General features: G+C 52.4%; 16 protein-coding genes and 2 pseudogenes. 6 read left to right on the forward strand and 12 right to left on the reverse strand.

Annotated features, from left to right (window positions below; translation table 11 throughout):
• Positions 1 to 148 precede the first annotated feature (148 nt).
• A pseudogene (locus tag KUO17_RS26600) lies at positions 149 to 539 on the reverse strand (transposase family protein); the annotation flags it as partial.
• Positions 540 to 601: 62 nt separating this feature from the next.
• Entirely contained in the window at positions 602 to 952 is a 351-nt protein-coding gene (locus tag KUO17_RS08685) for a hypothetical protein (RefSeq protein ID WP_146095018.1), read from the reverse strand.
• Positions 953 to 1,038: 86 nt separating this feature from the next.
• Between KUO17_RS08685 and KUO17_RS08690 the strand changes: the two genes are divergently transcribed.
• Entirely contained in the window at positions 1,039 to 1,200 is a 162-nt protein-coding gene (locus KUO17_RS08690; RefSeq protein WP_167400214.1) for a hypothetical protein, read from the forward strand.
• 556 nt (positions 1,201 to 1,756) lie between these two features.
• Here the strand turns inward: KUO17_RS08690 and KUO17_RS08695 are convergent.
• Both KUO17_RS08695 and KUO17_RS08700 read right to left on the reverse strand, forming a co-directional pair.
• Complete coding sequence (locus KUO17_RS08695; RefSeq protein ID WP_186517015.1) at positions 1,757 to 1,948, reverse strand: MbcA/ParS/Xre antitoxin family protein; 192 nt, start codon at positions 1,946 to 1,948, stop codon at positions 1,757 to 1,759.
• A gap of 126 nt (positions 1,949 to 2,074) precedes the next feature.
• Positions 2,075 to 2,254 (reverse strand): annotated as a pseudogene (locus KUO17_RS08700) (transcriptional regulator GlcC); the annotation flags it as partial.
• Here KUO17_RS08700 and KUO17_RS08705 point away from each other — a divergent pair.
• Positions 2,231 to 2,752, forward strand: coding sequence for a carbohydrate porin (locus KUO17_RS08705; RefSeq protein ID WP_274119326.1), 522 nt, complete (start codon positions 2,231 to 2,233; stop codon positions 2,750 to 2,752). The pseudogene KUO17_RS08700 and the gene KUO17_RS08705 overlap by 24 nt on opposite strands.
• A 528-nt stretch (positions 2,753 to 3,280) precedes the next feature.
• Here the strand turns inward: KUO17_RS08705 and KUO17_RS08710 are convergent.
• Entirely contained in the window at positions 3,281 to 3,706 is a 426-nt protein-coding gene (locus tag KUO17_RS08710; RefSeq protein WP_186517012.1) for a hypothetical protein, read from the reverse strand.
• A gap of 196 nt (positions 3,707 to 3,902) precedes the next feature.
• On the opposite strand from KUO17_RS08710, the gene KUO17_RS08715 reads away from it, so the two are divergent.
• A complete protein-coding gene (locus tag KUO17_RS08715) occupies positions 3,903 to 4,706 on the forward strand; it encodes a hypothetical protein (RefSeq protein ID WP_186517011.1) in 804 nt (267 codons plus the stop codon).
• Between the two features lie 125 nt (positions 4,707 to 4,831).
• Here KUO17_RS08715 and KUO17_RS08720 read toward each other — a convergent pair whose 3' ends face one another.
• The 7 genes from KUO17_RS08720 to KUO17_RS08750 all read right to left on the reverse strand — a co-directional run bounded on the left by KUO17_RS08720 (position 4,832) and on the right by KUO17_RS08750 (position 12,134).
• The gene (locus KUO17_RS08720; RefSeq protein WP_186517010.1) at positions 4,832 to 5,242 is read right to left on the reverse strand and encodes a hypothetical protein; all 411 of its coding nucleotides are present in this window, start codon (positions 5,240 to 5,242) and stop codon (positions 4,832 to 4,834) included.
• 47 nt (positions 5,243 to 5,289) lie between these two features.
• Complete coding sequence (locus KUO17_RS08725; protein ID WP_186517009.1) at positions 5,290 to 7,272, reverse strand: UvrD-helicase domain-containing protein; 1,983 nt, start codon at positions 7,270 to 7,272, stop codon at positions 5,290 to 5,292.
• Positions 7,269 to 9,338, reverse strand: a complete 2,070-nt coding sequence (locus KUO17_RS26945) for an ATP-dependent nuclease (protein WP_186517008.1) — start codon at positions 9,336 to 9,338, stop codon at positions 7,269 to 7,271. The genes KUO17_RS08725 and KUO17_RS26945 overlap by 4 nt, the downstream gene beginning before the upstream one ends.
• Before the next feature lie 375 nt (positions 9,339 to 9,713).
• Positions 9,714 to 10,367, reverse strand: a complete 654-nt coding sequence (locus KUO17_RS08735; protein ID WP_186517006.1) for an HAD family hydrolase — start codon at positions 10,365 to 10,367, stop codon at positions 9,714 to 9,716.
• 60 nt (positions 10,368 to 10,427) lie between these two features.
• Positions 10,428 to 10,925, reverse strand: a complete 498-nt coding sequence (locus KUO17_RS08740) for a hypothetical protein (protein ID WP_186517005.1) — start codon at positions 10,923 to 10,925, stop codon at positions 10,428 to 10,430.
• 171 nt (positions 10,926 to 11,096) lie between these two features.
• Complete coding sequence (locus tag KUO17_RS08745; RefSeq protein WP_186517004.1) at positions 11,097 to 11,399, reverse strand: hypothetical protein; 303 nt, start codon at positions 11,397 to 11,399, stop codon at positions 11,097 to 11,099.
• A gap of 3 nt (positions 11,400 to 11,402) precedes the next feature.
• Complete coding sequence (locus KUO17_RS08750) at positions 11,403 to 12,134, reverse strand: metallophosphoesterase (protein ID WP_186517003.1); 732 nt, start codon at positions 12,132 to 12,134, stop codon at positions 11,403 to 11,405.
• Between the two features lie 220 nt (positions 12,135 to 12,354).
• Here KUO17_RS08750 and KUO17_RS08755 point away from each other — a divergent pair, with 220 nt between their 5' ends.
• The 3 genes from KUO17_RS08755 to KUO17_RS08765 all read left to right on the forward strand — a co-directional run bounded on the left by KUO17_RS08755 (position 12,355) and on the right by KUO17_RS08765 (position 16,625).
• On the forward strand, positions 12,355 to 12,807 hold the full coding sequence (locus tag KUO17_RS08755; protein ID WP_186517002.1) for a helix-turn-helix domain-containing protein: 453 nt from the start codon (positions 12,355 to 12,357) through the stop codon (positions 12,805 to 12,807).
• Positions 12,808 to 13,010: 203 nt separating this feature from the next.
• Positions 13,011 to 14,939: a DUF7380 domain-containing protein gene (locus KUO17_RS08760; protein WP_238337597.1), complete on the forward strand. Its 1,929-nt coding sequence runs from the start codon at positions 13,011 to 13,013 to the stop codon at positions 14,937 to 14,939.
• An 894-nt stretch (positions 14,940 to 15,833) separates the two neighbouring features.
• Positions 15,834 to 16,625: a hypothetical protein gene (locus KUO17_RS08765; protein ID WP_186517001.1), complete on the forward strand. Its 792-nt coding sequence runs from the start codon at positions 15,834 to 15,836 to the stop codon at positions 16,623 to 16,625.
• Positions 16,626 to 16,915: the final 290 nt, after the last annotated feature.

Genomic DNA, 16,915 nt, shown 5'->3' on the forward strand with positions numbered 1-16,915 from the left:
GGCGCCTGGCCATGACTGCGCACCTACCTATAGGTAGCCATCTTCAAAAAGAAGATTCGAATGAGCGTAGGCAGTGCAAAGGCTCAAGTGGAGCGATCCATATTCGCGAAATGTGGTTGAGGCTCGGTCAGAGTCAAGCCTGGCCTTATCAGGGTTGAAGGCACTGAATAGGCTCTGGGCTGAGCCCTGCGAGGGTGCGCCGGCAATAGGCTCTGTACCGCATGGAACAAGCCAGTGAGACTATGGCGGCATAGCCTCTGGCAAGCTTATCGAAGCCCGGAGGTTCTCTTCAGCCAGCCAAACATGCGCTTGGTGATGTTGCGCTGTCGATACTTGGGCTGATCGAACACTCTGGGTAATCTAGGCTTGGGCTTGCATTTCTTCGAGCGCAGGGAGATGGCGGGCTGCATTCGCTATTGGTCGCATTAGCGGCGTAGCGCTTCGACGTTGTAGCCCTTGTAGGTAAGCAACCATTTACGGCGCTTACGCGGGCGGCTAGGTTGGCTCGATGGAATGCTGACCTCGTCCAACAGTGGCTGGACGTAGTTCATTCAAAACGGGGCCCGGTCAGCATCAGATTGATTCTGATCGACGCCGTTATTCATACACCAAGATCTCCCGCAAAAAAGGCATCTCTCAGAGCAGGCGTGCCCTCATGCTCAAAGACGAGCTTACGCAGTAAATACTGCGCGAGGTATGACCGAAGACGGGATCGGAGCTGAACATAAGGTTCTGCATGCCCCACATCGCTATCAGGCCAGCGAAGCTTCAAGGCGTGTCTCAAACTCATCAGTGTCTCGCCGCCGAGTGTGTCCTCGTAGAGCCGGGTCAAATCGTCGAAGCCAGCGGTGCGCTTGTAGCCGACCAGTGCCTCACTCAGAATCAAGCTAAGCGAATCCGCGTAGACCTGCCACGCCCTTTCCCACACCAGCTTTTCCACATCACTGTCCAAGCACAAACCTCGCTGCTACAGCACAACTACACCGTGCCCACTAGAACACGGCACGACATTTAACAGCCCTGGAATTGAGCCTGAGCATGCACATCGAATTTGACCTGAATCAGAACGACCTGGAAGCCCTCTTGCGCCATTGCCAGGCCTACAGACCAACAAGCAGTGATCCTCGTGAGAATCAACGCCTGCAGGATGCGCTGGAGGCGTTGGAGCAGGCCTTGGTGGAGGCAAATGCTACTCGGTAATCCGAGGACATCATTATGCAGATCAATATGCTGATAACCAGAGGCAAGGGCACCCGTATGCACTAGGGAAAATACGGCGGCGCAACTCCAGCGTCGCCGTAGGTTGTCTGACATGGGTGCATTTTGAGACGGAGCTACTCCGCTCAAAAAAATTGGGTTCAGTTTGTTTTTTGAAGTCAAAAGCAAAAGCAGCGGCCTTACGGCCAAAAAGACGATCTCCCCTACCGGCCCTCGCCTCGCCTATCGGCAAGGCAATTGAGGCCTGAAAAGCGCTCAGATCAAAAGCGAAAAGATCGGCCATCACACCGTGTCTTATCCAAGCATCATCGGTGGCGCCGGCACCGTAGAAAATCTTTTTGCTCTCAAATATAAGAACTCCGTCTCGCTTAAAAATTTTCAAGAGGGGGGGGGTGAAAAAACGGCGTGAATAAACAAAAAGCGGCGCGAATAGGTAAATTTGTCTGAGCCTGTCCCGGCTATTTAGCTCCTACCTACGAAGCAACTGAATACAGATGGGGTGAGGTTGATACCCCCTCACCAAAAATCGAAGGTACTCTCAGCTGGCAAATCCGTGCTCGATACGCATCAGTTCTTCCAACACCTCCTTGTAGCCCTCGCGGTCGCTAGAAAGCTCAAGGGCAGACCTATTTCCGAACGCAGCACGCGGCATAGACATCCATGCGGCAGACTTTTCTTTGTCGCCAAACACTCTCTCGGCCTCAATCAACATTGCAGATCGGTAATCCATGTGCGCCCCCAGTTTTAAATGGCATAGCAATCATCGCTCAGCTCGACTGCGATGCGTTAGCAGCGCTTGCCTCCAGTGCGAGTTGCCCACACCTGGCGGTACCAGGGCTGCGGGCCTATCAGTGCCTCAGCTCCACCCTTCAAGCCTCATGGTAGCCCTAACCAGCCGCTGCTCTTCCTGCTCAATTTCTCGCAGGTTGTCGCGGATACTGGTGATGTGCTCCTTCGCAGCCCTTTGAGCTTGCTCAGGCAACTGCTCCATTACCGCGTGATAAAGCCGGGAGTGCTGCCGGTCAATCTGCCGCTTCAGCCCCAGCCGCTAACTCCAGATGGGGGGTATAAGCGGCACAGCACGAGCCAAGGATTCTTGACGGTGCTCCGCCAGCAAGTCGCGCTTATCAATGAAGATCCAAACCGCCCTCTTGAGCTATTCACTCAAGCCCACTTCAACGAGAAGGACACAAGCTACATCCGTAGCTCACTGAATATCGGTATGACTGTGCTCGGCCCGTTTGACAGCCGTCCGACCGATCAACTGGGAGTGGCTGTTGGTCGAGTGGAAGTCAGCCCGCAGTTCAAAAAGCGTCAGCAGATGCTGAGCGCCATGTCTGGCATCACCAATTTTGATGATCCCGATTTCATACCGGTGCTAGGAAAGGAATACAGCGCTGAGACCTTCTACGGAATACAGGCCACGAAATGGCTGATGATCAGGCCAAATATCCAGTATGTAAGGCATCCTGGAGGGGTTAGTGAAGTTGAAGACGCGGTGATCGTAGGACTAAAAATTCAGTCTCGATTCTGATCCTAGCTGCCTACTGTTAGAGTCCTCGTAACACTGAAGGTATGGGCATCCCTGGGTGCCCAATGCCCTAGATGGAGCATCGTGGAGCATGGGTAGCCATTATGAAAACAGGGCCACAGCTCGTTGTGAACTTGATTCTCCCTCCCCAGTACGATCCACCTCGTTCAGCACCTCAAGGCACGAGTAACGTCTGCCATCACGCGCGGCGATACGAGAGCTCAAGCTCTCGGAAAACGGGAACTCGACAGAACTTCGTTACCTCTCAGGCTTGTCTGCCGAACGGCATCCGCGACCGATATTCTGATCAGCAGTATGAGTGGATATAATGAGCTATCCAGGCCTCATACCTTTACTCAAAGCAAGCGTCCACCCTCAGTCGCAGTATTGTCGACAGGCTCGCCCGATGAGCCTAGCATCTCGAATTATTGCGAATGGCAGCCCCTCGTTAGACCATCTACACCAGGCTGGGAGGTGAGTCAACGATGGCCATGAGACTACCATCCATCATTGAATTCGACTCAAAGCCTTTCAGATAGTGTGATTTTCCAACCAATCGCTAACCTCTGCATCCCAGCCTGCATGACAGAAATCTAAATTAGGCCAGTAATTTTGATAGATTTCATAGTTTAGATTGCGTGCAGCGTCTCGCCCTTCTCGCCCCACTGCAGACCAAGCCAGGTACATGCGATTCTGCCAGCCCACCGCCAACAGGAGGCTATTTACGACCCGCTCGCCCCATCCTTCCTTCAACAGTATTGATTTGAATGCTCTCTCAGCGTGCTGTGTCGCTCCCACCCCAAACTGACCAACCTTATCGAGCATGTGATATAACAAGCCCAAGGCTTGGAAGGTGGACAGATCCTCAGAGTCGACACTCTGAATGACATGTTCAAATATCACCTCAAAGCCGCCTGCAGAGGGAACCATTTCAATGCGAAATTCAGGAGCGGACATACTGAAACCCTTATTTTTATTATTATTTCAGAAAGCATAGCAGGGAGCGTGGATCCAAACAACACCAAGAACCTAAAAACCAAAACAAGTCAAGCACAGCTTGGCCGCGAAGCTGGATGACCGAATCCACACATCGTCTCTGAAAATAATGCACTCTCTACCTCATGGGCAATAGCCGTAAGCATGGAGGCAATTAATGAAAAAATTTGTTGTACTTGATAAATCCTTTCTGCAAGGCGCACCAAAATCTCGAATTGAATCGCTGGGAGAACTATATGGTCTTCTCATGCCGGAAGAAATGCTCTACGAGATGGTGAAAGCCCACCCTGCTGACAGAGCAAAATTTTTTATGAAATTTCCGTCAACCGCGAGGCCGTTTGAGCTATCCAAAAATCTTGGCTCACTACTTCGTTACGAAAAGGAAAACTTACGTAGTTGTGGATTACCGAGCCAGCACATTCGAAACATTGATCACGCTCCCACCAAAGACTACCAAAATCCCGGATACGTGCTTCCAGATGAGCTCACAACCCAACGGGAAAGCAGAAAAAGTCAGGTCGATGAGGATGTGGAAAGGCTTGTCTGGATGACTGAAAACATTGGATATATATTCCCGGAGACACGCGAAACAGCACCAAAAGACAGAGAGATCCAGCGAAACTCACTGCAAATAAAAACATTCACCGACAGCACTTTCTTAAAGCAGAAATTAAACGAAATTCTCCCTCTCCCAGAGTCTAGTAGCACCATCGATCACACTTGGATCAGCTATCGCTGGCTTCAAGTCAATATCTTATTTGCGCTTGATTACTGGGTTCGCTACCCCCAAGGAATCGATTTAAGCACCGAGTCGAAACTGAAAGAGCGTATCAGGCATGATGTTCTAGATGCCGGTATTCTGATAGTAGGGCTCCAAGAAGGTGCGCTGGCAACAAAAGAAAAGAAGCTGATCAACTGGTGGGAAGGCATTTACCCCGAAGGCTTGCTCCTCGAAGCTTGATCAGAGCTACTTCGCCCTAATCTGCCGCACCTGGCCTTAAAAACATGCAAGGCTGCGGCATTCCTTCATACCTAGGCCGAGCCAACTAGACTGCCAGCCAACTCCACACTGGGTCAGCCAGATCATCAGTCCTCTAACACAAAAGCATCTTGCCAAGCTTCGATTAGCTCCGGACGCCCTACCCATCTTGCAGCTTCTGCATAAGCTGCCAAGAAAATAGGTTGCTCCATCCAATCCTCCGTCCGCCCTTCAGTGCTTCTACCATAGACCTTCAAGATGATGATCTGAGAGTCAATTTCATCGTCCAGATAAGGTATCTCTCCCCTACCGGTCTCTATTATCAGGGTCTTCAGCATTTCAACCATACTGGTCTCTTCAGCTTCGCCCAACTTCACCAGCATGCTCATCATGCTCTGCGCTATAGAATCCAGTGATTCTGAGTTGTCATCGCTCATCACATGTCGCGCGCCCCGGGCTTCCTTTGCCTTGAGTTTGGCACGTTTGGCCCGCTTGGCTTTCTTCCGATCTGATGCCATTGACTTCATCCTTCAGTGATTGAATCGTTGATAAAAGCGTGCTCGTATCAAATGTCCAAAATTGACCAGCCGGCCTTCTCTAGCGCCGCCCGCCTCTTCGTCTCAGCTTTTCCTTCACCTAACGAACTCTTACGCACGGCTAGGCACAGCATATGCGACGGCCTAGTCATCCCTACGTACATGAGCATCATGCTCTTCTTTGCGCCTTCATTAGGACGCTTCGCAGCAGACGCTTTACCTTCGAGCCATGGCATGAGTTTTTTGACGAAATGAGTTCGGTTAAACGTCTCTAGGATCAGCGTCGCAGAGTGGGTTTTACCCTTCTCGGAGTGGATCGAAGACAGTCGAATGTTGACACTTTCAGACTCGCCTTCAAACTTGTACGTATTGAGCAGAGCACTACCATTTTCGCCAGGATCTTCCACAAGCGGCGCAGCTGCCCACTCAAGGTAGGAATCAGCATCGGTCGATGCCAGCAGTTGGTCTGAGGAGACCAACTCCGCCGCAAGATCCAGCAAGCCCGAAGCAACCGTCGCATCCCAATCCGTCTGGGTGATTTCCCCCTGACTGAACAGCAACCGTTCGAGCCATTTACGATAAGCAGCGACCACACCTGGCCGACCGGCGAGATGTTGCTCCACGCCTTGATGGCTGCGAGACCTTGTCGCAATCGTGTCACTGGGAAATGCAAGACGCACCAAGGCCAACAGGCAGGACGCTATCAGCTCCACACCTAAGGCCGCAGTAGCATCCCGAGTAACATAACGCCGGGCGATGTGTACACCCTCTGCAAACGTACGCGGTTTGAACGAGGGTTTGTTCACCTCTGACTGATACGGCGCCCAGTAATGCTCTACCGCTTTGGGATACTGTTTGGGCTGGAAATTTTCCAGACGATGTACAGCCCCAAGTGCGTAGACACCTGAATTACGCAGATCTGCGGGTAGATGCCGTATCAAAAGCCGCCCATAGGTATCCAAGACATTCCCGACATCGTCATCAGGGAAGACGATGATGGTATTGGGAGCTGACTGGCTAGCACCACCCTCCCGCAACCCTATCAGGCCGCCAGTGATCGGCAGGTAGGCAAAGGGGTTGGCGATCGACGCGATCGACTGGTTGAACCGGAAACTACTGGAGATTTCCATCGAACTCGCCTGGTCAGGAAACGGCTCCGGAAGCTCCACCTTTTCCTCAAAAATTTCCTGATTGGGATCCCCTACCCTGATGACACAAACACCTGGATTCTGACGCGGAAAAACCTTGCTCAAAATGTCGGCTTGCTCGTGACGCGTATCTTGCATCTCATCGACCAGAACCCAGGGGAAGCGCGCTCGCAAATTGCTCGCCACCTCAGGCTCCTCAACCAGCAGAGCATTAGCCAGAACGAACACTTCATCGAAGCAAAAATGCCCTGTCTTCGCTGCCTGAGTCATCGCTTTGCAGGCATTCTTGTACGTGTCCGTGTGCGCCCCAAATTTAAAGCTCCACCCGGTTAGCGGGTTGTCGAAATCGACAGTCCGCAAGCGCAAATCTTCGACCTTCAAGAACGAGGATTCGAAGGTTTTCTTCATGCCCGCGTACTCCCAGCGCTTCAAAGCTTTCCGACGGGCTGCATGAGTAAGTTCATCGTCAAAAGCAGTGAGGGGAATGCCTTTCGAGCGCAGCCATGGGGAAGCAAGGAATCGCCCGGTAAAACCATGGATGGTATCGATGTAATGCGGGTAGCGAAGGAGGCGGTGCCCGATCTCCGTTCCACCAAGACGATGCTCAATTTCCTCTCGTGCCGCATTGGTATGCGAAAGCACGCATATCCCCTGAGTTCGACTTTTCCAATGGCGCGCGAGAATCGCCAGCTTGGCCACCACCAACGTGGTCTTGCCTGAGCCAGGGCATGCCGCAACATCCAGAGTGTTCATTGACTTGAGGAAATCGCGACGGGGCTCGTCCAGAGCCTCCAGCTTCATGAGCTTGGTGACCCACTCAATATCTTCATCAGTAATCGGATCGATGACCTGGATCAGATTCATTCCTCACTCTCCCCAATAGGAGCTGACGAAGAGGAGTCGGCTACTTTTCCTGCCACGAGCGACCCAATCGTGGCTCCTGTCGCAGGCACTGCTGCGCCACTGGTGGCGTATTCAATCGCCTGAATAACAGACTTGGAGAGAGAGCCACGCAAGCCGGCTACGTCCAGCGTTTTGACCTTAAAACGCTCCTCAATCAGGTCGATCAGGTGCTGGACGGTGATGGTCTTGGAGGCTTTTTTTACAAGTTTGTAGACTGCAGAACACCGAGCTTCTTTGGTTGCGTAGGTAGTTTCAATCAGCTTGAAAGCGGCTTCAGCCTCATCCAGAAGCGTTGCTCTCGTGACCGTCTTCTGATCAACCTTTTCCTCGTTGAGTGCAAGGTACGCTGCCGCGTGTACCTCCCGTGCAAGACCGGAGAAAGCCAAGTCATATTCGAGCGTCCAGTTGTCAGCTACGAATGTTCGGACGCACTGCCCATCGCTTGCCATGCGCTTCTTGCGATGCTCAGCCATTCCAGCTTCTTGCTCTGCGGCAGTCGTTCCGAAATCACACGCAGCTTTCCAGCGTCGGGTAGTGCTTTTCCATTTGGGATCCGTTGGCCCATCCACCAAACCGAGAATTTCAGGGGCGCAATCAGGCATCACATCCATATCGGTAATGCACGCCGTGGGAATGGAAATCTCGCCCTTGCTCGTGTCACGACGTTGCATAATCTTGGAGTAACGGCGCAGCCCTACTCCGCCCACATTGATTACCGACACACCATGCTTGGTCAGATCTCTCCCAAGCCTGCGAGCAAGCGCCGGCAGCAGGATCGCTTCTGCATCGCCCTCCACTACCAACAGCCCTTTGGCGAAGAACAAGCCTGCTTTAGTGACATCCAGGAAGCGACTCAGGAATCGATAGTCATCGGCACCTAGGCATGTCTGATCTTCAGCCAGAGAGAACGCATGCCCTCGATGCATGAGTACAAGGTTCTGGATCGGAATCTTCGAACTCAAATTCGGGCTATGGGTTGTCAGGATCACTTGCACCGGCCTGAACCCATCTCCAGGTTTCGCGGCCTTCTCAAGAAACTCCATGAGCTGCAGTTGCCGCTGCGGGTGCAGGTGAGCCTCTGGCTCTTCCACCAACAACAGCGGCAGGCCATCGGGCTCCTTACCAAGCAGAAGCAGTTCGCAGGCCATGAAAAGTACGTTGTTCGAGCCCAAGCCATACACACCCCGAGACTCACCGGATGCGTGATCAAGCAAGCCGAGTTCCAAGCGTTCCAAAATCTGTTTGAGCCTGGCCTCTTCGGTACCACCCTCTCCGAAGCTGATACGGCTCGATAGCGGTTGGCCGGCCAGAGAAAGCGGGGCCAGATAGTTATGGTTGATGGCATTCTCAGCACTGACAATAGCGCTGTGTTTATTCACAAGATACCGCATGTAGTCACCCATGCCCGCGATGCTCAGCGCTTCCGCATCAAGCGGACTGGAAGGCAGAGTTGCGATGTCGAACGCATTTCCGAGATCGATGCTTGGGAAACTGCTCAAGACCTGCGACAACCGAGAATTGCGACCAGACGACATTTCGCGCTCGGCATCACGCAGCGGCTTCAAGTACGCAGCCGCGAGTAACAGACGCGCCCCAGCATCCAGCGAAGGCCCCTCACCGTTCTCTCCTGACCGGACAGAAATATCCACCCATCTCCGAGTAAGCTTTGAGCCTTGGATGCGGGTGGCCGACCAGTGAATATGTAGGCGACCTACGTTGTTTTTGTAGGTAACGTATTCCGCAAACGCTCCCAGCTCCGCCTTGCTCAGACCGTCTAATGTGCACCTCAGGGTGATGGTATTGGCCTGGGCACCGCTGTCATCGATATAAAAATCTTCAAGCTGCAGCTTCAGGTACTCGGCGTCACGCGTCTGCAGCACATAGCGGATCGCATCAATGACGGCTGTCTTGCCCGCATCGTTCTCCCCAACCAGCGCGGTAACGCCAGGGTTAAAACAGATTTCTAAGCCATGGGAAGCCTGACCAAACTGACGGAAATTTTCGAGCTTTAGGACGGATAGATGCACGGCGACGCTCCCTGTTACTCATTGCGATACAGGGATGCCTGTCTGGCCGCTTCTGCCGACGCATAGCCCATCCCTGAAGACTGGTAGCTATATGACATGATCCTGATAGCGAATCCAATACCCCTAGCCACTAAACTAACCAGCCGTGACGGGAGTTTTTGGTTGAGGATTGGGTGGAGCGAGCAGAGGCTGGCCGAGTTTCTCGAGTTGGGATCTATCAAGAAACGAATGACCAGTACCGATTTACTGGGTTAAGCAAGATAGGCTGGTGCGATCAATAGTCATCAATCGGCGCTCTCTACGACAAGCATCCTTTAAGCTGTCCATGCCGCCGAGGTTGCTTTAGCCTGGTATCTGTTGACTTTTAATAATTGACTAAGTCCGAGAACAGAACTCACTACCCTCTGCAACAATGGAATTCGCAAAAGAGAGCAAATCCTGGAACCGCCCTCCCCCCGAGCGATCCAAGTGATGCCCTGAAATCCCGAAAGATCGCGGGCCGGATTCGTCACACCGCTTGGAATCCCCAATCATTAAGACCCGATCAGGATTAGTTCTTGATAGCTCATTAGGCCGAACGCCTAGCATCTCGCAGACGCTTTGGTACATTTCGTAATCTGGTTTAAGCAGGCCTAATTCAGCACTCAACGCATATCCATCAAGCTCTGGAAACAAGCGCCTGGCAATAGAACAATAAGGCCCGGCCAAATTTGAACACACAGCAACCTTTATCTCATGCTTTCGCAATAGTTCAAGAGCAGGGACTGCGTCAGTAAAAGGCTTGATTGAGTCGAATTCAAGATCAAGCAAGTCTTGAAGCTCGATCAATTGGTGAGAGGAAAGCCAAATCTCCAATGCCTCAGCTGCCTCTCTCAGCCCACCGTTGAGGGCCATGATGAAGCGCAGATCGTTCGGAGACGCCGCTCGCCCCTGCTGATTTCCTATAAGAAGGAGCCTTCGATAGGGATTCTGACGATTTTGAATTTCGACGAGCGTACCGAACAGGTCAAAGACTACCGCCGCTATCATTTTGCATCCTCTTCGGTACGTAGAACCCTATGAAATTTTAGCCAGCCTTGCGCAGTAAAGCTATCGTACAACAACTCCATGAGCTTCTAGCTCGCTTACCAGCCGTTTGCGACGCAGCATCCCCGGAATTTTGAAGAGACTACGATACCCGTAGTAGAAACCGACCGGAATGAACAGCAAGCCGAGACCGTACGTCGCAGTTGCAATGGTTAGACCCGCTGGAATTGCCGCCAATGAAAATACAATCCCTTTCATAATACTAGACCTAGCAACAAGCTTCAAATGATCCAAATCATATTCGACTTTCCCGTTACTTTTTTCGAAAGCCACGAGAACAATCGATTTTTTGTTCAAGTGCTTGTAATACCAAATCCTTGGACTATCAGTCATCAGAGCACCGTGCCTCTTGAGATAATCAAGCATGACGACCTCCTTGAAATGAAAGGTTTTTCCCTCACTATCCTCGCACCGAACTTGACCATACAAGGCATCAAGATCGCCACTACTTTGATGATTGTAATTCTTGATAGTAAGTTGCATTTTCTTGAGATCAGACATAACTTCCCTTAGTGCTGGATGCACTATTAGTATTTGCTAAGCAGAGACTGAGCAACCCGATGAGCAGGCTCGGGCGCTCACCAAATGGAGTTACTGATTCAAAATCGCCATTGCCTTAAATGTCGCCGACGACTGGACAGCTAGAGTTTTCCTACGGCTCGGTAAGCATCCTCAGGATTCTCCTATCGCGCGCTCCAATAACTTTGAGACAATCACGTAATGATCTCGGCCCGTCACGCTGCGTACCAGCGTGTAGCCATTGACTTGGCGAACATCGCGAACTGGCGGGGTCACTACTGTCATGCCGTCGGCACTCACACCTGAGAGATCGCAGTAGACCAAGCCCGTGAGACGACCACCTACCCGCGCCGAATCCACCAGGTACGCGTCAATCGTAACCCCCCAACCAATTCGGGCTGCCTTGACGACTTCCATTGGAAGTTCGATCGATTCACAAGCACTCACGTTCAGCATTCCTCACTCAATCTCAATAATCTTTTCGGGGTCAAACCCGCAATTTTCGCCAGGATATCCGCGCTGATTCGAGAGCAAGCGACATCCGCCCAGCATCGTATCTACTGAATGATGAGTGTGACCAAACGCCCAGAAGTCAGCCTGCTCGACTAAGCCATGCCAGCGGTTGTAGTAAGCCGCACTGATATGCCCACCCTCCTCATCGCCTGAAACGTCAGGCAGCGGTGAATGGTGGGTTATCACGAATGTCTTTCCGTCGAATTGCTGGCTCAGTTCATGGCTAAGGAACGCCCTGGTAGTCAGATTCTTGAAAACCAAATCTCCTGGCCGTAAACGACGATAATTCGCGTCCGCACGGATCATCCGAAAATCATTCATCCCGCGGACGCATGTCCTGGATGCCGCAGCCACATCTCCCGTGCTCGAAAAATCCGTCCACGCGGTAGCTGCCAAGAACCTCACGCCTCCGATCGTCATCGACTCGTTTTCCAGTATATGGACGTGCGGGGCTGCTGCAGCTCGCATCTTCTCGACCGTCCTGTCGAGGTGGCCTTTGTAGTGCTCATGATTTCCAGCGCAGTAGATCACTTGGCATTGGAAAGCCTGATTTGCCCACAAAACCCCTTTTGCCTGGATGCCAATATCGCCGGCGAGCACGACTAGGTCTGCCTCGACATCAGGGGGGTCAAAAGGCTTGAACTCGATGTGGAGGTCGGAGTAAATCAGTACTTTCATGGGCTGGTGATTTTGGCCTGGCCGCTGGAATGCGCCTACTGGGTCGAGACCCGATACGTTGCACGCCGGAGCTGAAATTCGGTTTAAGCGTATATTGATAGAACCCGCTTGGCAGAGGGGCTCGGTCGCGAAGAGCGCCTCAATGCCAATACCGCTGACTATAGTCATTTGCATATGACAAGGCAAATTCAGCATATCGTTGCGTTTGCCGGAAACGCCCATGTCGCTTCGCACAGCCTTTGCCGCAGCCTTGCAATTGCTCCGTACCCGCCGCGAGTCATCGCAGCAGGATTTGGCAGAGGCCGTCGACCCTAGCTACATCAGTCGTCTCGAAGCGGGTGCTCGATCTGTGACGCTAGACGTTAGTCAAGACATCGCGAAAGCACTGGGGGTGGATCCATTGACCTTGTTGACGCTCGCTTACGCTGCAGAGCGTGGACAGACGCCACAACAGATTTTGGATCACCTTGCAAAAGATCTTGAGTCCACAGGCTTGCTCTGCAGTGAGATACCGGCCCTCCCGTCGAAAAAGCCACACCCAATCGTCGCGGCGTCCCTTGAGTTGAGAGAGCAAATCAAGGAGCTCGTCGATCTAGGCTATAGCCAGGCCGAGGTTGCGAGACAGCTGGGGATTTCTCGGCAAACCGTCAGTAATCGCATGAAGAAGTCGTGAAGCCCAGCGTACAGGCGTCATGACCCATAGCCCTGCGGTGTAGCTGCCCTTCATACCCTGATTGTGGTTGGGTAACCGTGGTGATCTACCATGCAGGATTACCCGTAAACGCTCTCAGGTCGGCTTTACAGGCCAGCCTGACGAGGCCGCGACCGCCCAGTGCTTGATCCATCGACTCGAAACAGTGACCTTAAGGATGAGCAATGAACTCAAATATCCCACAGGGCTCAAGATCCACTTCGGGTGAACCAGGTAAAGAACTGAGCCCATCGGAGGGTGGCGAGATACAGGACTCCCAACTGAAGCTGGCCACAGCTGAGGACTTCTCTCAGACTAAAATCGGCAGCCTGCTGGAAACCCTCGACACGCTAGAGTTCTACTCGATCGACTCGCAGTTCAGCGCCCTCTCCCGGAAGGCTCTTGCCGAAGGCAATCTTGGGGCGCATCGCGCATACAGGGTCTTGATGGTTGTCTGCTCCTACCATTTCTCGGTTGATCGCCAGGATGCGTTCGGGCCACGGCTAGTCAGGGATGGAATGCGTACCCCTATCCCATCAGACATCGCGGGCGAGCAGAGCCAAGTGCTCGCGGCCATCTGCAGCGATATCGATCACCCGCTGCTACGGGCTCGTGTGGCGGATGTGGCCTGGTACAACCATAGAAACCTACATCAGAGTGCCGGCGTGGCAATCGAGTCGTACTGCCAGGCGATCGAATTCTATCTCGACGACAAACTCTCATACCGCTACGAGCCTCCTTCTGGCCTTTCCTCGAAGATCATTGATCTGATTGAGCGGGTCTTTCAAATCGTGTCGAACACTGGCAAGCGAAATACCCCCCCAGACATTGCAATCGCCATGTGGAAGCGGTTGTACCTCCAAGCCGAGGTACTTCGGTGCTATCCGTCGTTTGACCGCCTTGCACGCCTAGGCCAAGCGTTCAAAATCATCGACTGGACGCAGGTCGCGCACGACGCTGAGCAATCAGCGAACAAGGCTGAGGCTAACCATTACGCAATGGCCGTGAAGATGGTTTGGGAGCTGGCGGCCTTCGCCCATCGACGGTCGAATGATCAAGAGGCCTACAAGCGCTGCAAGCTAAAATCTGTAGAGCAGATTCTCAAGATGCGCGAAGGGGTAGACAGCGATCTGTCCAAGGCAAGTTGGACGAGGGATGCCATACAACAGCTTCGCTCAATACCTGGAATGCAGAAAGAGTTGGCGGCCCTGAAAGCCGAGTTGCTGGAACTGCAGGCGCAGGCAGCCCATGAGCTATCGGTATTCCAAATTCCGATGGAATTGGACGAGGAGCGCCAAGGGACGATCGACTTTTTCAGACGTTTGACGCTCCCTGATTTCTTTTACAGGCTTGCTCAGATCTGCCAGGTACCACAGAAAATTGCATTACACACCGAGATCATCGGTGATCGGAGTGATTCACTCCTGACCGATCTGCTGAATGGGCGGATCTACACTGACGCGTTGGGCCGGGTTATAACCCAAGCACCGTACATCAATCTCAATGAGACACCGCCGCCAGAATGGTATGATCACGAAAGCCTGCGATATCTGGATATCCATTATCAGATGCAGGTCGAGAGTCTGATCAAACCCGCTGCGCAAACGCTGCTGGGCAAGTTTCCTGTCGATGACCGACATCTGATGGTGCTAGCGACTGCGAGCCCGTTTGTGCCCCCTGGGTTCGAAAACATCTATGCCTTGGGCCTTGCTCGCTTCCTTCAGGGCGACATGATGTCAGCCTGTCATCTGCTCTTCCCTCAGCTGGAAAACTCGCTACGCCACGTGCTAAGCGACGCAGGAATCGAGACGTCGAAGTTGGATGAGGAGATGCTGCAAGAAGACAGGTCTATCAGCGGGCTGTTCACGAAACGGCGAGATGAACTGGAGTCGATTTTTGGCGTCGACCTGATCTACCAGATCGATCTCCTGTTCAACCTCAAAGGCGGCCCATGCTTGCGCCACGAATTGGCGCACGGGAAGCTAGCGTCAGGCAATTGCTACCTGCATTCCAGCATCTATGCGAGCTGGCTTATGTATCACTTGGTGTGCTTACCGCTACTGCCCCATTGGAAAACCCATATTGCTCCACAGCTGGAGCTGATAGCTTTGTAGAAGCTCCCGCCCGAGGCCAGCCAGGGGACAGCCCAGTACACGTTCAGTTGAATCCATGAATGGGTCATTGGGTTGACCCCGGTGCTAATGGCAAGATCGATTGGAAGCGATGGGGGGCGCCCCCCTCCCGCCCCCCACGACAAACAAGCGAGAACGCCACCATAGTCAAAGCATCCTGAGCACTTTCGAAGGTTTGCATAGTGCCTGGTTTGAAAATCGTCTTCCCATCCGGATCGAGCACATCACCGGACTCACCCCGCTGAAGCTTCCAGTCCAAAATAAGGTCGTCAGACCTCAAATCCTCCATGGTTCGACGCTCAGGTCGGCTTAGCTTGTAGTCAGCAGCTGTATCCGCTGCACGGCTTCGGCAGTTGGTGAGATGTAGGCTCTCGAATTCAGCAACAGCCAGAGAGACGGGCTTTTGAGCGTTCAAAATGGGAGGCGAGGATGGCGTTTGCAAGGAGTCAGCAAGTGCCTTCCGAGCGGCAAGTTGGTACAAAATATTGTCTCCGCCGCAAGTGCTGCCAACATAATTTTTCCTTTGAAATTCGACCCGCCTGCTGGAAAACTTTAGTTACCCCCAAAGCTGCCCATGGCAATTTACTAGCCTAATAAGCTCTACTAGCAAGATACGCCCCTACTGGCGCCTTACCATTCGCCACATAGGCTCCAAATAAACTTTAAACCACCTTTCTTATACAGCTATATATTCGCTCAACATCACACAGAAATATCCAACCAGCCAAAGTTACGATCGACGACTTAATAATATATTGAAAACCGCACCTCCCGCCTTAACTTTTCCACAGGAAGCACAATCAAAAACCCATGCTACCCTGAGTTCATCCACGGACATCTAGCCCACCTCAACGTGAACACGAGGTACCACTCAGAATGATCACTCTCACGCAAATCAAGCTTCATGACAGGGGCACTCTTCGTCGCTTAGGCGTGCTGAATGAAGAGGCCGTCAAGCATAAGGTCGATGCCGCCTGTGCCCAAGTGGATATATGGGGAAGCCTGTATGCCTTCAATGCCTTCCTCTCGATCACCAAAGAGCCCATCACAGCCTTCACGAGCTGGAAAGATCTGAAGGCTTTCCGGGGCTTCTTGAGCGTCGAGATAAATCTGGAAGACAACGAGGCCTGGCATTTCGTCCGAGCGATCGCTGCGGCTCTTTTCCCATCCCTTGACGAGGCGGGTAAGGCCACCGATCAGATCTTTCATGAGCCGCTAGCAGGGTGTAACGAAGCATATTTAGCGCTTTCACCCTCCAAGGAGACGATTGAAGAGTACCAGTCAATGTTTGAATGCCAAGATCCCAGCATTGGCATCCACGTTGATTTTGGGCAGCTTCGCGCCTTGCTTGGTGAGGCGGACATAAGCTACTTCAGTGAACTGCTAGCGAAGCATCTGAAAACCACACCCCACTTTTACGCCCAAGGATTTGGAAATTGCATTTGCGGCATTATGCAAGGGCTCGTGTACGAGAATTCTGGGAAGCCACTACCGGAGCTGCGTCTTGACAAGGAAAGAACTAAGGCCTTCGTAAGTCAGGTGGAATATCAGGCCGTTGATCAGATAATGAAGGCAGGGTACTCGATCAAGCAGGCGTTTGAGAATCGTGAGGTCATCAGAGATTTGATTTCAAAATTCTTTGTTCGCAACGGATTCCTGACAATCTAGGAGGCCAGGTATTCAGCGAATTGAGGTTGGCTCGGAATCTTTCAGGCTGCACCACCTCGATGCTTCAGCACAGTCGAAATTTCTGAGCATTAGCATTTATAGGCAGTGGATCGTCATTAACCGTCTCATACCATTTTGACATTCGCAATTTTTCGAACACTGAGAAGAGCTGATCATGTCAAACAGAAAAATCCTTACGCAAGCGCGACAAGTCATAGGCGCATGTTTAAATCCGGGAGTGCAGCTCGTGCACATATGGACGGGGCACCCTAACTTTTCTCATTGCATAA

Source organism: Pseudomonas aegrilactucae (genome assembly GCF_019168305.1).
Classification (GTDB): Bacteria; Pseudomonadota; Gammaproteobacteria; order Pseudomonadales; family Pseudomonadaceae; genus Aquipseudomonas; species Aquipseudomonas aegrilactucae.